The following is a 17644-nucleotide window of genomic DNA, read 5'->3' on the forward strand; positions in this document are numbered from 1 at the left end:
GCTTCTGGTGGGATTGCCCGCGGCCGCCGAGAGTGGACAGCATGACGACCACCCTGACCCGCACCCCCTCCCACAAGGAGGGCTCCACCGGGCCCCGCTTCCTCTCCACCCTCGAGGGCCAATCACCGTTCGCCTTCATCGGCCCGAACTGGTTCGCCGCCGTCATGGGCACGGGCATCGTGGCCAATGCCGTCGCGACCCTGCCGGTGCAGGTCCCGGGGCTGCTCGCCTTCGCCCGCGTCGTCTGGGCGCTCGACGTCCTGCTGCTCGCCCTGATCCTCGCGGCCACCGCCGTCCATTGGGTGCAGCACCACGACACCGCGCGCAGCCACCTCGACCACCCGGTGATGTCGCACTTCTACGGAGCCCCGGCGATGGCGCTCATGACGGTGGGGGCAGGGGCCCTTCTCGTCGGTCAGCCCGTCGTCGGCCGTTCGGTCGCGATCGACATGGCTTCGGCCCTGTGGGTCAGCGGGACGCTCCTGGGTCTCTGGACCGCGGTGGCCGTCCCGGTCAAGGCGTTCACGACCCACGAGGTGGCGCCCGACGCGGCCTTCGGCGGATGGCTCATGCCGGTCGTGCCTCCCATGGTCAGCGCAGCGACCGGACCCCTTCTGTTGCCGCATCTCCCGGCCGGTCAGTGGCAGCTCGCGATGCAGCTCGCCTGCACGATGATGTTCGGTCTCACCCTGGTCGCGAGCCTCATCGTCATCACGCTCATCTGGGGCCGGCTCGTCCACCACAAGGTCGGAGCCTCCGCCGCTGTCCCGACGCTCTGGATCGTCCTCGGCCCACTGGGCCAGTCCGTCACCGCCGCCCACACGCTCGGCGTCGCGGCGCCGACCGTGCTGCCTGAACCGTTTGGATCCGCCTTCACGGCAATGGGACTCGTCTTCGGACTGCCGATGTGGGGGTTCGCGATGCTGTGGCTCGCCATTGCCGCGACAGTGACGCTCCGCACCGCGCGATCGGGACTGCCGTTCACGCTCGGCTGGTGGTCCTTCACCTTCCCCGCCGGGACGGTCGTGACGGGGACGTCGGGACTCGCTGCCGCGACCGGCGCAACCTTCCTTCAGTTCACCGCTCTTGCCCTGTATGCCGGTCTCGTCCTTGCGTGGGCCACCGTCGCCTTCCGCACGGCTCGCGGAGCGTGGGACGGCCGCCTCCTCCGCCGCCCGGCCTGACCGTCAGGGGGCTACCTGTGAGGATGGTCGACATGGCCTTTCGTGCACCCCGATCTCTCGTCGCCGGCGACCGTGTTGCCGTCATTGCTCCCTCGAGTTCTGTCGCCGGTGAAGTGAATCGACCGCGGGTCGAGGCCGGTATCGCCCGGCTGCGTGGCTGGGGGCTCGAGGTCGTTGAGGGTGAGCATCTGTGGGCCAGCGCCCCTGCCAGCGAGCTCGCCGGCGGCGATGTCGACCGCGCGGCTGATCTGGCGCGGGCGTGGTCCGACCCGTCGATCGCGGCCATCATCTGCGCGCGCGGTGGGTACGGGATGCAGCGGTTGCTCCCGGTCCTGCCGCCCGGGACACTCTCCACAGGCCAGGGCAAGTGGCTCGTCGGCTTCTCCGACGTGACGCCCCTGCTCCACCGCATCGCGGGCGAAGCCGGATTGCAGAGCATCCACGGCCCGATGGTCGCCGGACTCTCTGACGGTGAGGAGGTAGGGACCGAGTCACTTCGAGCCCTTCTGTTCGGCGAGCTGACGGATGCGCCGCTGCTCACCGGCCTGACAGCGTGGCGCGACGGTGAAGCGAGCGGCTCGCTCATCGGCGGCAACGTCGCGCTCCTCGCAGCGTCGGTCGGCACCGGTGACCTGGTCGCAACTCGGGGCGGAATCGCCTTCTTCGAGGACGTTGGACAGCACGGCTTCGTCCTCGACCGCTCCCTCACCCAGCTGCTGCGTGCTGGATGGTTCGACGGCGTAGTTGGCGTGCTCATCGGCGACTTCACGATGGATGCAACGCCCGCTGAGATCGAGCTGGTCCTGCGTGACCGGCTGCTGCCGCTGGGGGTTCCGGTCTGGGCTGGTGGAACGTTCGGGCACGCCATACTCAACCGCGCCCTGCCTCACGGCGCTGACGTCGCGCTCGGTGGTGGAGAGCTCCGACTCAGCTGAGTTCGCTGCTGCGCTTGCGGCGGTTGAAGTCGACGCCGGAGTCGAGCAGGACCCTACGCGCTCGCGCGATCCGCAGGGCGAAGAGCACAGCAACGCCGACGACTCCGGCATCGTCGAGCAGGCCCAGGGGACCGAGCACGGCCTCGGGGATGACGTCGACGGGGATGACGAGATAGAGGCCGGCCGTCGCCAGGGCCACGAGTCCGCGCGGCGGAATCCTGTAGCGCCACATCAGCAGTCCGACCACGAGCACGAAGAGGCCGAGAAGCACGGCGATGGCGATCAGTACCACCCGGATGACGTCGTCCATGATCTGAGTGTCCCGTGTCCGGCGCTCAGATGGCGTCCGGGTCGTCGTCGCCGGCGTGGGCGATGGAGTCGAGCTGGCGCCACACCAGCGCGAGGATCACGGCCGTGCCCACGAACGCGAACCAGAACGGGGCCGTGAGCCCCCAGTGCTGCGCGATCGGTCCGCCGATGGCCTGTCCGATGACGAGCCCGAGGAACAGCCCGGTCATGTAGACGCTTCCCACCCGACCTTGGTATGCCGTGGGGACCGACCGCTGTCGGATCGTGTTGCTCACCGTCCCCCAGGTGAAGGCATAGGCGCCGAAGATCGTCATGATGGCGATTGCCACCCAGCCGTTGGTCGTCAGCGCCAGGGCGAGGTGGGTGACGACCTCGGCGAGCAGACAGACCTTCATCAGGGTCGCGAGCGAGAACCGCCGCGAGAGCCGGTCGAAGTTCGTCGTGGCCAGCACGCCGCCGACGGCGCTCGCGGTCGTGAGGAGGCCGAAGCCGATGGCACCCATGTGCAGGTGGTCGAGCGAATAGAGCACGAGGATCGACCACGCCGCACCCCACGTGATGTTGAACGTGAGGATGACCAGAGCGAGCGTGCGCATCGCCGCGTTGTGTCGGACCCAGCGAAGGCCATCGATGATGTCGGCCCGGATGTGGGTGTCGACGGTTCCGCGCACTCCGCCACGGGGGAGCTCCATGCGGCTGACCAGGCCAATGGCGAGGACGACGAGCAGGACCTGCGTGACGAAGGGCCAGACCATCCCGGCTGCGAACAGGAAGGCACCCACCGGCGGACCGACGAGCTGGTTCGCAGTGAGGAACCCTGCCTGCAGCCGCACCTGACCAGTCCGAAGGTCGTCGCGCTCCACGACCATCGGCAGCAACGTGCCCGTCGTCGAGTCGGCGAACACCTCACACACCCCGTAGACGAACATCGTCGCCAGCACGACGCCGATCGAGATGTGGTCCGTGGCGATGAAGGTGCACAGCGCGATGACGACGAGCACCCGCAGACAGTTCGCCGTGATGATGATGCGTTTGCGATCGAGGCGGTCGGCAACCGCTCCGGCCCACAGTCCCAGCAGCAGCCATGGGAGGCGCTGGAGCAGTGCAGCCATGGCCACGAGCGTCGGGTTGCGCGTCTGCGACGCCACGAGCAGGGGCCCGGCCGCCAGGGCGATGCCGTCCCCGATGTTGCTCGACCAGGACGCCGACATGAGCCAGCGGAACGGCGTCCCCAGACGCGACGGTGCGAGTGCTTCCCCCAAGCGTGACACGAGAGGTGACGCTACGCGGGAGGCGGGCGGGCGGCATACCCGATTTCGGCAGTGTCCTGCGATTTCTCGGCTGGCCCGTTCACGCGTAGGATTGCCGACGGTCTTCGCGTGCCCGCATGCGTGCGTGCACTCGTTGACCTAATTCGCGCGTCTCTCGCCGCTGACTGGACCACCACGAAGCGGGGCGCACCACGACAGTCCATGTGCCTGCTCCACTGGAGCACACGGCATACGGCGTGGTTCGTTTCAGACGCCAGGCAGGCAGTGCACGACCTGTGCGCAGCCGACGCAACTGAAACACCAGCACAAGGAGAACACCGGCATGGCCGTTGTCACCATGCGCCAGCTCCTCGAGAGCGGCGTCCACTTCGGGCACCAGACCCGTCGTTGGAACCCGAAGATGAAGCGCTTCATCATGACCGAGCGCAACGGGATCTACATCATCGACCTGCAGCAGTCGGTGACCTACATCAACAACGCGTACGAGTTCGTCCGCGAGACCGTTGCCCACGGCGGAAGCATCCTCTTCGTCGGTACCAAGAAGCAGGCCCAGGAGCCCATCGCCGAGCAGGCGACGCGCGTCGGCATGCCCTACGTGAACCACCGTTGGCTCGGTGGCATGCTCACCAACTTCCAGACGATCTCCAAGCGTCTGACCCGCCTCGTCGAGCTCGACGAGATCGACTTCGAGGACGTTGCCGGCTCCGGCCGCACCAAGAAGGAGCTCCTGCTCCTCAAGCGTGAGCGCGACAAGCTCGACAAGACCCTCGGTGGCATCCGTGGCATGGCCAAGGTCCCGTCCGCCGTGTGGATCGTCGACACCAAGAAGGAGCACCTCGCCGTTGACGAGGCTCGCAAGCTCGGGCTCCCCGTCATCGCGATCCTCGACACCAACTGCGACCCCGACGAGGTCGACTACAAGATCCCCGGCAACGACGACGCGATCCGCTCCGTCACCCTGCTGACGCGAGTCATCGCCGACGCCGTGGCCGAGGGCCTCATCTCCCGTTCCGGTGGCAACAAGGCTGCTGACGCCGAGGGCGCAGCCGACGAGCCGCTGCCCGAGTGGGAGCGCGAGCTCCTCGGTGGCGACGCTGACGCTGCTGCCGAGACCGCCGAGGCCGTTGCCCCGGAGGCTGGCGCCACTGCTGCAGCCGACGCTGTCGAGGCCGCACCGGCCGAGGCTGCTCCGGTTGAGGCTGCTGCTGAGGTCACCGAGGCTGCCCCGGTCGAGGCCGAGGCTCCCGTCGAGGCTGAGGCCGCTCCGGCCGAGAAGGCCTGACCCACCCCTGTTCCACCTCTTCTCTGTTCGACTTTCAACGCAAAGGAAGCGCACACACACATGGCGAACTACACCGCCGCTGACATCAAGGCGCTCCGTGCCTCCACGGGTGCCGGCATGCTCGACGTCAAGAAGGCTCTCGACGAGGCCGACGGCGACCAGGCCAAGGCCACCGAGATCCTTCGGGTCAAGGGCCAGAAGGGCGTGACCAAGCGCGAGGGTCGTTCCACCTCCAACGGTCTCGTCATCGCCAAGGCCGAGGGTGGCGTCGGCACGCTGGTCGAGGTCCTCTGCGAGACCGACTTCGTCGCCAAGGGTGAGAACTTCATCGCCCTCGCCGACCAGGTCTTCACGCAGGCCGTCGACACCAAGTCGGCTTCGGCCGACGAGCTCCTCGCGAGCACCCTGCCCGACGGTCAGTCGGTCAAGGATCTCCTCGACGGCGCCAACGCGACGATCGGCGAGAAGATCGAGGTCAAGCGTGTTGCCCGCATCGAGGCTCCTGTTGTGGCGGCCTACCTCCACAAGACGAGCCCCGACCTGCCCGCGCAGATCGGCGTCCTCGTGGCGACCGATGGTGGCGACGAGCAGGTTGCTCGTGACGTCGCGATGCACGTCGCGGCGTTCAGCCCGACCGTCCTCACGCGTGACGAGGTCGACCCGGAGACCGTCGAGAACGAGCGTCGCGTCGCCGAGGCCACGGCCAAGGAGGAGGGCAAGCCCGAGGCTGCTCTCACCAAGATCGTCGAGGGTCGCGTCAACGGTTACTTCAAGGAGAACGTCCTGCTCGAGCAGCCGTTCGCCAAGGAGCCCAAGAAGACCGTTGCCAAGGTCCTCGAGGAGGCCGGCGCCAAGGCGACGTCCTTCGCACGCTTCCGCGTCGGTGGCTGACCTTTCGGTCTGACACCAACGCATTCCGTATGCCGCCCGCTCACCAGAGCGGGCGGCATACGTGCGTCTTGGGGCACTTCTGAAACCGTTGCGTCTGCGGATGTGGTTGCTAGAACAGCCATATCCGCAGACGCAACGAGAGAGCTCAACCCTGACTGGTGCGGGTGAGCCAGGGGTGGAAGAGCTTGGTGACCCTCGGCAGGATCACGTAGGTCATGAGCGGTGTCGCGACGAGGGTCGTGAGCAGGACGCGGAACACGGGCAGCCAGTCCCTGGTGAAGCCGGCCGAGGCGTAGGTCAGCGCGAGGCTCGTGGGGAAGAAGGCCAGCCAGATGATGCACATCTGCTTCCAGCGCGGAGGGGCCGGGGGAGCGGCGGCCGGCTCGGCCTCCAGGAGCATGTCGTCGACGGCGCGCTCCTGCGGGTCATCGAACCAGCCCTCGATGCCGGTGCGGTGCTCGATGCGGGTGTCCTGGACGAGATTCGTGCCAGCGGCCAGCCAACGCGTGCGCTCGGTCGACTCCTCCCACACTTTGAGGGAGTCACGGCTGTCGAAGCGGTAGAGCATGTGCCAGTCGTGCGAGCCGGTGGAGGGGCGCACCCATCCGGACCCGAGAAAGCCGGGGAAGTGGTTGGCCATCTGGGTGCCGGCATCGGCCCAGGCGCGCATGAGCAACTCGTCCTCGGGCGCCACCCGGCGGGTGATCGCCACGGTGACAGGGCCGGAGGTGCTCGGGGCCGGAGCGGGGGTGTCGGTCACGGGTGACAGTGTGCCAACCCCGGGGGCCTGGGGCACTGCCGCGGTGTGCGAGGATTCGAGGCACCGCCAGAAGACACTGCCGAGGAGGCACGGTGACCACTGACGTCCAGACTGGGCTCGCTCCCACCACCACTGGTGAGCGCGCTCGACGGGTGCTTCTCAAGCTCAGCGGAGAGGTGTTCGGCGGTGGCAGCATCGGCGTCGACCCCGAGGTCGTGCGCGGCATCGCCAAGCAGATCGCCGCAGCCATCAACGGTGGCACGCAGGTCGCCATCGTCGTCGGTGGAGGCAACTTCTTCCGCGGAGCCGAGCTCCAGCAGAAGGGCATGGATCGCTCGCGCGCCGACTACATCGGCATGCTCGGCACCGTGATGAACTGCCTCGCGCTGCAGGACTTCCTCGAGAAGGAAGGCATCGACACCCGCGTGCAGACCGCCATCACGATGGGTCAGGTCGCCGAGCCCTACATCCCGCGTCGCGCGATCCGCCACCTCGAGAAGGGGCGTGCCGTGATCTTCGGAGCAGGAGCCGGTATGCCGTACTTCTCCACCGACACCGTGAGCGCCCAGCGCGCCCTCGAGTGCCACTGCGACATGGTCCTCATGTCCAAGAGCGGCGTCGATGGTGTCTACGACTCGGACCCGCGGACCAACCCCGACGCACGCAAGCTCGACACCCTGACCTACCGGGAGGCTCTGCAGAAGGGCCTTCAGGTCGTCGACGCGGCCGCGTTCAGCCTCTGCATGGAGAACGACCTGCCGATGATGGTCTTCGGCATGGAGGGCGAGGGCAACATCACCCGCGCCATCCAGGGCGAGCGCATCGGGACCCTCGTCACTGCCTGAGCCCGAGCTGACGAGTCGCTCACGCGCTCACCGGATTGTTTGACAGACTGGACCCTGCCGCCTGACTTCAGCGGACGGCATACCGAAGGAGATTTGACCGCATGATCGACGACACCCTGCTCGAGGCCGAGGAAAAGATGGACAAGGCCGTCGAGGTGGCCAAGGACAACTTCGCCGCCATCCGCACCGGTCGGGCCCACCCCAGCATGTTCAACAAGGTGATCGTCGACTACTACGGTGCGCCGACCCCCCTGCAGCAGCTCGCGTCGTTCCAGACGCCCGAAGCGCGCACGATCCTCATCTCCCCGTTCGACAAGGGCGCGATGAACAACATCGAGAAGGCACTGCGCGACGCCGACCTCGGAGTGAACCCGTCCAACGACGGCAACATCATCCGCTGCATCCTTCCTCAGCTCACCGAGGAGCGTCGCAAGGAGTACATCAAGATGGCGCGCGGTCAGGCCGAGGACGCCAAGGTCGCGATCCGCAACGTCCGTCGCACCGCCAAGGAGTCCATCGAGAGGCTCGTCAAGGACGGCGACGTCGGCGAGGACGAGGGTTCACGCGCCGAGAAGGACCTCGAGTCCACGACGAAGAAGTACGTCGACACCATCGACGAGGTGCTCAAGGGCAAGGAGACCGAACTGCTCGAGGTCTGACCTCGAGCGGACGGCTCAGCGATGAGCGACTCACCCACGACTGACGGCCCGCCGGCGCAGGCCACCAGATCGGCACCGAAGGCGCAGAAGACGCCCAAGGCCGGTCGCAACCTGCCTGCCGCCATTGGTGTCGGCGTCGGTTTGGCCGTCGTCGTGCTCGCGTCGCTGCTCATCCGGCGCGAAGCGTTCCTCGTCGTCCTCGTGCTTGCCATGGGGGTCGGCGCGTGGGAGATGCGTCGGGCGGTGCGTCAGGCCGGCATCGACGTGCCTTTGGTGCCCGTGGTCATCGGCTCCGCATCGATGGTGCTCTCGGCGTTCTTCCGGGGACCCGAGGCGCTCTTCCTCACCTTTGGTCTGACCTGCGTCGGGATCCTCGTGTGGCGGGTCGCTGACGGACTCGACGGCGCCATCCGGGACATCGGCGGGGCGTTGTTCGTCGCGCTCTACCCGTGCTTCCTCGGCGGGTTCGCGGCGCTGCTCCTCTCGGCCGACGACGGCCATCTCCGCATCATCTACTTCGTCCTCGTCGTGGTCGCCTCGGACATCGGCGGTTACGCCTTCGGGGTCTTCCTCGGCAAGCACCCGATGGCGCCGTCGCTCTCGCCCAAGAAGTCCTGGGAGGGTTTTGCTGGGTCCGCCTTCACCTGCGCCGTTGTCGGCGCCGTGGGCATCGCCACGCTGCTCGACGGACCGTGGTGGAAGGGTGCCGTCATCGGTGTGCTGGTCGCAGCAGCCGCCACGATCGGCGACCTCATCGAGTCGAGCATCAAGCGCGACCTCGGCGTCAAGGACATGGGCACCCTGCTCCCGGGCCACGGCGGCCTCATGGACCGGCTCGACTCGCTCGTGGTGTGCATCCCCGTCGTCTGGGCCCTGCTCCTCTGGGCTACTCCCTGACCGCAGGGTTGTCCGGCGGCATCTCATCGCTGCCGAATCTCGCGAGGTAGTGCCACACCCTCTTGAGTGACTGCTCGTCGTAGCGGCCGGTGCGTGATGCCTCGCCGATGACCGACGGGTCGAGCTGCCCGTCGCGGGCGATCTCCTCGCCGAGGCTGACGAACTCCGGTCCCCGGTAGCCGGGGTGGCGGCGCAGCTCGTCGAGCGACAGCCGGAAGCCTGCGTGCCACTCGACCGCGCAGCCGAGCCGGTTCGCGGACTCCTCGACGAAGGTGCCTCGATAGCAGGGGTCGAGCACCAACGCCTCCACGTCGCGGTCGAGGAGGAGCTCGCCGTGCACGTGCGCCTCGACGTAGTCATCGAGCACTTCTTCGCGGCCACGGTCGTCCGCTTCGGCCAACGCGACCAAGGTCGACACGCGTGAGGCGACGCCGAAGTGCTCTGGCTCCTCGTAGCTGTCCGGGTAGCAGAACGTCGTGCGGCTCAGGGTGCCGGCCGTCAGGCGGAAGTGGGCCGACCCGAAGCGGGGCGAACCACCGATCGTCCGGTGGCGAAAGTTGAGCGCGCCGTACTTGGGCCGGTGGACCGCATCGGCCTCGTCGTAGGCCCCCGCGAAGATGCGGCTCTCCCACAGCCAACGGCTTCCACCTGCGTATGCCGTCAGTCCACCGTTGCTCGTACCGGTCTCGAACTGCGACCGGTAGAGGCGGTCTCGGGTCATGAGCTCCAGGATCGGCGAGCCACCCGGGCCTCCCACGATCCGGTCGGGATGGAAGTTCAGCGTCACCCGGACGGACGGGTCGACGGACCCGCCCGTCGCCAAGGACCTGACGTGCTCGAGGGCGTGCTCCTGGGGCCGCACTACTCCAGAGTCCCGAGGATGCGCTCGAGGTCCGGCCCCGGCGTGAGGTTGGCGCCCTCGTCGGTGAACTCGGTCAGCTGGGTCACCACTCCGTCGCGCCAGTAGTAGGTGTGCGGGCTGACCCCGCCCGCGCCGTCCGAGTAGCCGAGGTAGGCGAACTTCGGCATGAGCATGATTCCGCCCAGCGCCGCTTGCGCCGGCTGCGCGGGGGCAAAGTTGAGCTGACCGCGGTGGGGGATCGAGAAGATGATCCCTTCCGAGAGGTCGGCGTCGGGCTGCCACCGCGCCACGGCCTCGGGCAGGAAGAGGGCCATCGAGGCGATGAAGACCGACTCGCCGAGGACGCACGTGAAGGTCAGGTCATCGTGCTCGATCCGCTCCACGTCGACGTCGGTCGAGTCGAGCAGGGCCCGTGTGTTGCGCCATCCCTGGTCGAGAAGGGTGGCCAGGGGCGCCACCTTGGTCAGGTGTTCCTCGGCCGGGGTCTCGATCGTCGTCGGGGTGTCCAGCACCAGGAGTTGCCGTACGCCGGGCGCGAACTCGGTCCCGTACGAGAACCGGTCCTCACCGAGCTGGCGCAGTTGCGACGCGTCCACGAGCCGGGTGTGAATGCTGGCCAGCGTGGCTTCGAGCCCTGCCTCGAGTGGTGACACCGCGTCCTTGGCCGCGAACAACGACTCGAAGTGGGTCGTGATCGTCTGCTCCCACCCGTCGGGACCCGCCTCGTCGTTGTGGCAGTTGGCCGCGAGGTTCCACAGGCCCCAGTGGGACCCGTCATCCGTGACGACCTGATCCGGGTGGACCTCGACCTCGTAGCCCATCTCGGCGAGCCGGGTGCGCACCCGTGCCCGGAACGTGTCCGACTCGTCCTGGCTGAACATCGTCAGCGACTCGTCCATCGCCGCCGGCTGGGCGTCGCGCTCGATGTCCTTGCGCCTGCCAAAGATTCCCATGATTCCCCACTCCCACATCGACGGTCCGGTCACGCTAACCGGAGTGCGGGGTTGGCGGCGCAACAGTGGGACACTTGATCCGATGACTTCTCTCCCTGAACCCACCGTCGGCCCTCCGGTGCCCGGGCAGCTGACCTTCAACGCGCCCCGGCGAGGCAAGCCGCCGCGCCATCTGGCCGACCTGTCGCCGGCCGAGCGCAAGGCTGCCGTCGAGGAGCTGGGCCACAAGGGCTTCCGGGCCAAGCAGCTGTCGACGCACTACTTCGAGCGGCTCGTCGAGTCGCCCGAGGACATGACCGATCTGCCCAAGGCCGTGCGTGACGATCTCGTCGCCGACCTGCTGCCGACCCTGCTCACGCCGGTGCGCACGCTCGAGGCCGACCGCGGCGCAACGCTCAAGTCGGTGTGGCGCCTCCACGACGGAGCGCTCGTCGAGTCGGTGCTCATGCGCTACCCGAAGCGCGTCACGATCTGCATCTCCAGCCAGGCGGGGTGCGGCATGAACTGCCCGTTCTGCGCCACCGGCCAGGCCGGGCTCACCCGCAACATGTCGGCCGCAGAGATCGTCGAACAGGTCGTCGACGCCAACCGCAAGCTCCGCCACGGCGCCCTTCCTGCGATCGGCGCAACCCACCCGGCAGAGGCCGGTCTGGGCGACGAGGCCGAGGACGAGGACGCCGCCACGAAGGTCGGGCCCGAGCGCGTCAGCAACGTCGTCTTCATGGGCATGGGCGAGGCTCTGGCCAACTACAAGGCGGCGATCGGCGCGATCCGTCGTCTCACCGACCCCACGCCCGACGGCCTCGGGATGTCGGCTCGTGGAATCACGATGTCGACGGTCGGCCTGGTGCCGGCGATCGACAAGCTCGCGGCCGAGGGCATCCCGGTCACGCTCGCGCTGTCCCTCCACGCCCCCGACGACGAGCTGCGCGACGAGCTCGTCCCGATCAACACCCGGTGGAAGGTCGACGAAGCGATCGACGCGGCCTACCGATATTTCGAGGCGACGGGACGTCGCGTCAGCATCGAGTACGCCCTCATCAAGGACATCAACGACCAGGCATGGCGCGCCGACCTTCTCGGCAAGAAGCTCACCGCGCGCGGCAAGGGTTGGGTGCACGTCAACCCGATCCCGCTCAACCCGACGCCCGGTTCGAAGTGGACCGCTTCCCGTCCCGGCGTCGAGCAGCAGTTCGTCGAGCGCCTGCGCGCCTACGGCATCCCGACGACGGTCCGAGACACCCGCGGCTCCGACATCGACGGCGCCTGCGGCCAACTCGCTGCCGCGACGTCCTGACGCTCGTCACGTTCCGCTGATTGCGGTTCCCTCGGTCATCCGGCCGAGAGAGGCTACCCTGAGGTAATGCGCCTGCGAACTGCTGCGGTCGGCATCGTCGCCGCCCTGACCCTCTCCGCCTGTGGCAGCACGCTGCCCGACAACCTTCGCGGTGAGGACTCCCACAGCACCACCCACGCGGCGTCCCCCGCAGCGGCCAAGGCCAAGACCAAGCCGGAGCCTGCGGACGTCGCGTTGCGGCCCGGCGAGTCGTTCCAAGAGCTGTCCATGTCGGCGAAGTACACGCCCAAGGCACCCTTCGGCACGGGCACCGACGACTACCGCTGCTTCCTCGTTGACCCGAAGTTCGCGCAGGACATGATCGTCAGCGGCGTCAAGATCCAGCCCGACAACCCGGCTGCCGTTCACCACGTCATCCTCTACAAGGTCGACCCGGCCAACGTCGCCGCGGCCGAGGCCAGGGACGCCAAGGACGCCGAGCAGGGGTGGACCTGCTTCGGTGGCTCGGGCGTCGACAACGGCCCCGGCGCACAGCTCAACAACGCCGAGTGGGTGGGCGCCTGGGCGCCCGGGGGCGGCGAGCGGGTCATGGCCGAGGACATCGGCATCCCCTTGGCCAAGGGCTCGCGCATCATCATCCAGATGCACTACAACCTCCTCGCGGGAGGCGGCGCCGACCAGAGCAAGGCCCGGTTGCGCCTCACCCCGGCCAGCGCCGGCAAGAAGACCCCGCTCGAGACGATGCTGCTCCCGGCACCGGTCGAGCTCCCGTGCCGCGAGGGCACTCCCGGCGAGCTCTGTGCCCGCACGCCCGCTGTTGCCGACATCCGCAAGCGCTTCGGCGAGGACGTCGCGACCGCTGACCTTCTGCACCTGCTGTGTGGTGAGCTCAAGCCCGGGCCGACGCAGTCGTGCACCCGCCCCGTCACCGAACCCGGACTCATCCGCGCCGTCTCGGGACACATGCACCTGCTCGGCAAGTCGATCACCGTCGACGTCAACAAGGGCACACCCCAGGCCAAGCGCATCCTCGACATTCCTGTCTGGAACTTCGACGACCAGGGAGCCATCCCGCTCAAGAAGGCCGTCGCCGTGAAGAAGGGTGACACGTACACCGTGACCTGCACCCACGACCAGGCACTGCGCGACGTCCTCCCGGCCTACAAGGGGACCAAGGAGCGCTACGTCGCGTGGGGCGAGGGCACGACCGACGAGATGTGCCTCGGCATCGTCCTGTTCACCCGCGCGAGCTGAGCACCAGCTCGGCGGCCTCGTCGACGGTGTCGACGAGGTGCACGACCTGACCCATGCCGCGTTCGCGCCCGAGCGCTTCGATGGCGTTCCACACGGGCACCTCGCGTGACCAGTGGTCGACCCCGACGAGGACCAGTGGCGCCAGGGTGCGCTCGGCCTCGGCGTAGTACAGCGGCGTGATCGCCTGGAAGATCTCCTGCACCGTGCCGGCCGCACCATGCAGGACGACGAGGCCGGCGGTCGAGCGCGCGAGTAGCCCGTCCTCACGGATCGCATTGCTGAAGTACTTCGCGATGCCGTTGCAGAAGACGTTGGGCGGCTCGTGCCCGTAGAACCAGGTGGGAATGCCGATCGAGCGAACAGCCCTGTCCGGCACGAGGATTCGCACGATCTCGTCGTAGACGTCCAGTGCCAGCCCGGCCCAGTCCGCGATCGACGGACGGAACGAGGGTATGCCGGCCAGTCGCCCGAGTGCCTCGCTCACCACCGCGTCCGTTGGACACAGCGCGCCGAGGTTGGCCGCCTCCATGGCCCCGGGCCCACCGCCGGTGGCGACGACCAGTCCCGCGGCGGCGAGGGTGTGTCCGAGACGGGCGGCACCGGCATACGCCTCGCTGTCGCGCGACAGCGCGTGTCCACCCATGACGCCGACGACGGGTGCGTCGCCGACGAACTCGGTGAGGGCGTCGCTGATGGAGTCGTCATGGATGGCACGCAGGAGGGTGACGAAGACGTCGCGATGGTGGTCGGCTTCACGTGCCCATGAATACGCGCGGGCGTCAGGGGTCTGCTCGTAGCCGTACCTCCCCAACCCGGCATAGAGCTCGTGCGGTTGGTAGAGGCTCGCCCGGTAGGGGTTCACGGGGGCATGCGGGTCGGTGGGGAAGACGAGCGCGCCGTGGAGGCGCAGGTGCTCGTCGAGCTCGGGGGAGAGGCGGCCACCGAGGACGATGAGGCCGTCGAGGTCGGTGCGGGCGAGGAGCCGGTCCTCGTGGCGGGTGAGGTCGAGGTCCTGCAACCTCAGCCCCGACAGCGGAGCCCCACTCGCGACGGCGGCATCGAGGTCGCGCAGGCTCTCGATCTCGTTCATGGATCCCATCCTGCACCTTGGGATCGCCCGCAATCGACGCCTGACGTTTGCGCCGAGTTCGCTTGGTGGAGACCCACGGGCTTGGCGAGGACGGTGGAGTGTGCGCCATGCACTCACGAACCTTCTTCACCCGTCGATCCACCGTCGCGCTCGCAGTGGTCGGCGCCGTCGCACTCACCGGCACCACGGCATACGCCGCCGGTTCGCTGTCCTCCCACGGAGGCGCGGCGCGTCTCGATGGTGACCAGACCAAGAGCGTGCGCAACGCCATCGAGGGCGGCACGTCCGACAACGTCATCCTGCTCATCGGCGATGGCATGGGCGACTCCGAGATCACGTCGGCGCGCTACTACCAGGACGGCGCGGCCGGCCGCCTCCCCGGCATCGACGCCCTCCCACTCACCGGTCAGTACACGACGTACTCGCTGACCAAGGACGGCAAGCCGGACTACGTGCCCGACTCCGCCGCCACCGGCAGCGGCTGGGCGACCGGCACGAAGACCTACGACAACGCCGTGTCTGTCGACATCAAGGGCAAGGCGCAGAAGACGCTGCTCGAGCTCGCCAAGGCCAAGGGCCTCAAGACCGGCGACGTCACGACCTCCGAGATCCAGGACGCCACCCCGGCCGTCCAGGTCTCGCACATCTCGGCCCGCTCCTGCTACGGCCCCGTGGCCACGAGTGCGAAGTGCCCCGAGGCGGCCCTCGAGAACGGCGGCCTCGGTTCGATCACCGAGCAGCTCCTCAACACCCGCCCCGACGTCACCTTCGGTGGCGGTGCGGCGACGTTCGCCGAGACGGCAAAGGCCGGAAAGTATGCCGGTCTCACCCTGGCGCAGCAGGCCCAGGTTCGTGGGTTCCAGACCGTGACCGACAAGGCCGGCCTGGCCTCGGTGAGCTCGGCCGACCAGAAGAAGCCCGTGCTCGGACTCTTCGGCCAGGGCAACCTGCCCGTGCGTTGGACCGGCCCCGCCGCCACACCCACCGGTGGCGCCCAGGCACCGGCACCGTGCACCGCCAACCCGGAGCTGCCGACCACGCAGCCCTCGCTCTCCGACATGACGACGAAGGCGATCTCCCTGCTCGACAGCAAGGAGCGCGGCGCGAAGGGCTTCTTCCTCCAGGTGGAGGGCGCGAGCATCGACAAGCAGGACCACGCCGCGAACGCGTGTGGCCAGATCGGTGAGGCGATCGACCTCGACGAGGCCGTGCAGGCCGCTCTGAAGTTCGCCAGGAAGGACGGTCACACCACCGTCATCGTCACCGCCGACCACGGGCACACGAGCCAGATCGTCGAAGCCGGCTCGACCACCCCGGGTCTCACGGCCAACCTGCTCACGACCGAGGGCAGCCCGCTGACCCTGAGCTATGGCACTGCGGCCGCTGGTGGTTCGCAGCAGCACACCGGCACCCAGGTGCGCATCGCCGGCTACGGCCCGCAGGCAGCCAACGTCGTCGGCCTCACCGACCAGACGGACCTCTTCTTCACGATCTCGCGGGCGCTCAAGCTCGACCGTCGCTGAACCTCAAGGTGTGACCGACAGCCCGGCCGCTACCCTGCGGCCGGGCTGTCTGCTGCGCGCCCGGGGATAGGGTCGGGGTATGCCCGTAGTGACCCAGAAGTCCGTGCTCTCCTCCGTCCCGACCCAGCTGTTCATCGCGGGGGAGTGGCGTGACTCGCTCAGTGCCACGACGTTCCCCGTCCAGGATCCGGCGACCGGCTCGGTGCTGGTGGAGGTCGCCAATGGCACAGTCGCCGATGGGGCTGCGGCGCTCGACGCAGCCGTTGCGGCACAGGCGGATTGGGCCGCGACAGCGCCTCGGGTGCGTGGTGAGATCCTGCGTCGTGCCTTTGACCTGTTGACTGCTCGCGCGGACGAGTTCGCGATGCTCATGACCCTCGAGATGGGCAAGCCGCTCGCCGAGTCGCGGGGAGAGGTCGCCTATGGCGCCGAGTTCTTCCGCTGGTTCAGCGAGGAGGCCGTGCGGATCCACGGCCGATATTCGGTCAATCCCGCCGGCGGGTCGCGTCTGCTCACGATGCAGAAGCCGGTCGGGCCGACGTTCATGATCACGCCGTGGAACTTCCCGTTGGCGATGGGCACCCGCAAGATCGGTCCCGCCATCGCGGCGGGCTGCACCATGGTCGTCAAGCCTGCCCACGAGACGCCGCTGTCGATGCTGGCCCTGGCTGCCCTGCTCGAGGAGGCGGGACTGCCGGCGGGCGTGCTCAACGTCGTGACGACAGCTGACACGGCCGTCGTCGCCGAGCCGATCATCCGCGACCCACGGCTGCGCAAGCTGACCTTCACCGGATCAACGGCGGTGGGGCGCCGACTGGTGGAGCAGTCGGCGGAGCAGCTGTTGCGTGTGTCGATGGAGCTGGGTGGCAACGCGCCCTTCCTCGTGTTCGAGGACGCTGACGTCGATGCCGCCGTGGAGGGCGCGATGCTCGCCAAGATGCGCAACATCGGGGAGGCGTGCACGTCGGCGAATCGCTTCCTGGTGCACGAGTCCGTGGCCGAGGAGTTCTCCGCGGCACTGGCTCGGCGGATGGGTGGGCTCAGGGTCGGCAAGGGCACCAAGAGTGGTGTCGATGTCGGGCCGCTCATCACCGACAAGGCCCGTGAGGGCGTCGACGAGCTCGTGCGTGACGCCGTCGACCGTGGTGCCACGGTGCTGACCGGTGGCGAGAAGATCGCCGGTCGCGGTCACTTCTACGCGCCGACCGTGCTCACGGGCGTGCCGGCTGGCGCGCGAGTCCTCACCGAGGAGATCTTCGGACCGGTGGCGCCGATCACGACCTTCGCCGACGAGGCCGAGGCGATCCGGGCGGCGAACTCCACGGAGTACGGCCTCGTGGCCTACGCCTACACCCGCGACCATGGCCGGGTGATCCGCATCAGCGAGGCGCTGGAGTTCGGGATGGTCGGCATCAACACCGGCATCGTCTCCAACGCGGCCGCACCGTTCGGTGGTGTCAAGCACTCGGGCTTCGGCCGTGAGGGTGGCTTCGAGGGCATCCACGAGTACCTCGAAACCACCTACGTCTCCCTCAACCCCTGACCTTCGACTTATTGCGCAATCCGTCGGACCGGCGGACTGATTGCGCAATACGTCGGGTACGGGTACGAAGGTGCGATAGCGAGGCGTCG

17 protein-coding genes are annotated in these 17644 nt (G+C 68.2%); 11 read left to right on the forward strand and 6 right to left on the reverse strand.

Going from position 1 to position 17644, the window contains the following annotated elements; genetic code table 11:
* Window positions 1-41: 41 nt before the first annotated feature.
* Window positions 42-1184, forward strand: a complete 1143-nt coding sequence (locus JNB_RS19445) for a TDT family transporter (protein WP_040883999.1) — start codon at window positions 42-44, stop codon at window positions 1182-1184.
* 32 nt (window positions 1185-1216) lie between these two features.
* The gene (locus tag JNB_RS19450; protein ID WP_040884000.1) at window positions 1217-2119 is read left to right on the forward strand and encodes an LD-carboxypeptidase; all 903 of its coding nucleotides are present in this window, start codon (window positions 1217-1219) and stop codon (window positions 2117-2119) included.
* Here the strand turns inward: JNB_RS19450 and JNB_RS19455 are convergent.
* The gene (locus JNB_RS19455) at window positions 2112-2429 is read right to left on the reverse strand and encodes a DUF1232 domain-containing protein (RefSeq protein ID WP_009778252.1); all 318 of its coding nucleotides are present in this window, start codon (window positions 2427-2429) and stop codon (window positions 2112-2114) included. The two genes, JNB_RS19450 and JNB_RS19455, sit on opposite strands and share 8 nt — an antisense overlap.
* A gap of 25 nt (window positions 2430-2454) precedes the next feature.
* Window positions 2455-3699 (reverse strand): MFS transporter, encoded by a 1245-nt coding sequence (locus tag JNB_RS19460; protein WP_040884001.1) that lies wholly within the window; start codon window positions 3697-3699, stop codon window positions 2455-2457.
* A gap of 322 nt (window positions 3700-4021) precedes the next feature.
* On the opposite strand from JNB_RS19460, the gene rpsB reads away from it, so the two are divergent.
* The gene (rpsB, locus tag JNB_RS19465) at window positions 4022-4981 is read left to right on the forward strand and encodes a 30S ribosomal protein S2 (protein ID WP_009778254.1); all 960 of its coding nucleotides are present in this window, start codon (window positions 4022-4024) and stop codon (window positions 4979-4981) included.
* Window positions 4982-5041: 60 nt separating this feature from the next.
* Entirely contained in the window at window positions 5042-5872 is an 831-nt protein-coding gene (gene tsf / locus JNB_RS19470; RefSeq protein WP_009778255.1) for a translation elongation factor Ts, read from the forward strand.
* A 145-nt stretch (window positions 5873-6017) separates the two neighbouring features.
* Here tsf and JNB_RS19475 read toward each other — a convergent pair whose 3' ends face one another.
* Window positions 6018-6632: an antibiotic biosynthesis monooxygenase gene (locus JNB_RS19475; RefSeq protein ID WP_009778256.1), complete on the reverse strand. Its 615-nt coding sequence runs from the start codon at window positions 6630-6632 to the stop codon at window positions 6018-6020.
* A gap of 92 nt (window positions 6633-6724) precedes the next feature.
* Between JNB_RS19475 and pyrH the strand changes: the two genes are divergently transcribed.
* From pyrH to JNB_RS19490, 3 genes are all read left to right on the forward strand, one after another.
* On the forward strand, window positions 6725-7477 hold the full coding sequence (pyrH, locus tag JNB_RS19480) for a UMP kinase (RefSeq protein ID WP_009778257.1): 753 nt from the start codon (window positions 6725-6727) through the stop codon (window positions 7475-7477).
* A gap of 101 nt (window positions 7478-7578) precedes the next feature.
* The gene (gene frr, locus JNB_RS19485) at window positions 7579-8136 is read left to right on the forward strand and encodes a ribosome recycling factor (protein WP_009778258.1); all 558 of its coding nucleotides are present in this window, start codon (window positions 7579-7581) and stop codon (window positions 8134-8136) included.
* Window positions 8137-8157: 21 nt separating this feature from the next.
* Complete coding sequence (locus tag JNB_RS19490) at window positions 8158-9033, forward strand: phosphatidate cytidylyltransferase (protein WP_009778259.1); 876 nt, start codon at window positions 8158-8160, stop codon at window positions 9031-9033.
* Here JNB_RS19490 and JNB_RS19495 read toward each other — a convergent pair.
* Together JNB_RS19495 and JNB_RS19500 are read right to left on the reverse strand one after the other, a co-directional pair.
* Window positions 9023-9895, reverse strand: coding sequence for a DUF3626 domain-containing protein (locus JNB_RS19495; protein ID WP_009778260.1), 873 nt, complete (start codon window positions 9893-9895; stop codon window positions 9023-9025). The genes JNB_RS19490 and JNB_RS19495 overlap by 11 nt on opposite strands.
* Window positions 9895-10848 carry a hypothetical protein gene (locus JNB_RS19500; protein ID WP_040884002.1) on the reverse strand — a complete coding sequence of 318 codons (954 nt, stop codon included), beginning with the start codon at window positions 10846-10848 and terminating at the stop codon, window positions 9895-9897. The genes JNB_RS19495 and JNB_RS19500 overlap by 1 nt, the downstream gene beginning before the upstream one ends.
* An 82-nt stretch (window positions 10849-10930) precedes the next feature.
* On the opposite strand from JNB_RS19500, the gene rlmN reads away from it, so the two are divergent.
* Both rlmN and JNB_RS19510 read left to right on the forward strand, forming a co-directional pair.
* Window positions 10931-12145, forward strand: a complete 1215-nt coding sequence (rlmN, locus tag JNB_RS19505) for a 23S rRNA (adenine(2503)-C(2))-methyltransferase RlmN (protein ID WP_040884003.1) — start codon at window positions 10931-10933, stop codon at window positions 12143-12145.
* A gap of 66 nt (window positions 12146-12211) precedes the next feature.
* Entirely contained in the window at window positions 12212-13399 is a 1188-nt protein-coding gene (locus JNB_RS19510) for a hypothetical protein (protein WP_009778263.1), read from the forward strand.
* Here the strand turns inward: JNB_RS19510 and JNB_RS19515 are convergent.
* The gene (locus JNB_RS19515; protein WP_009778264.1) at window positions 13383-14489 is read right to left on the reverse strand and encodes an LOG family protein; all 1107 of its coding nucleotides are present in this window, start codon (window positions 14487-14489) and stop codon (window positions 13383-13385) included. The genes JNB_RS19510 and JNB_RS19515 overlap by 17 nt on opposite strands.
* 107 nt (window positions 14490-14596) lie before the next feature.
* Here JNB_RS19515 and phoA point away from each other — a divergent pair, with 107 nt between their 5' ends.
* Both phoA and JNB_RS19525 read left to right on the forward strand, forming a co-directional pair.
* Entirely contained in the window at window positions 14597-16012 is a 1416-nt protein-coding gene (gene phoA, locus JNB_RS19520) for an alkaline phosphatase (protein WP_083784546.1), read from the forward strand.
* 79 nt (window positions 16013-16091) lie between these two features.
* Window positions 16092-17555 (forward strand): NAD-dependent succinate-semialdehyde dehydrogenase, encoded by a 1464-nt coding sequence (locus JNB_RS19525; protein WP_040884005.1) that lies wholly within the window; start codon window positions 16092-16094, stop codon window positions 17553-17555.
* Window positions 17556-17644: the final 89 nt, after the last annotated feature.

The organism is Janibacter sp. HTCC2649, assembly GCF_000152705.1.
Lineage (GTDB): Bacteria > Actinomycetota > Actinomycetes > Actinomycetales > Dermatophilaceae > Knoellia.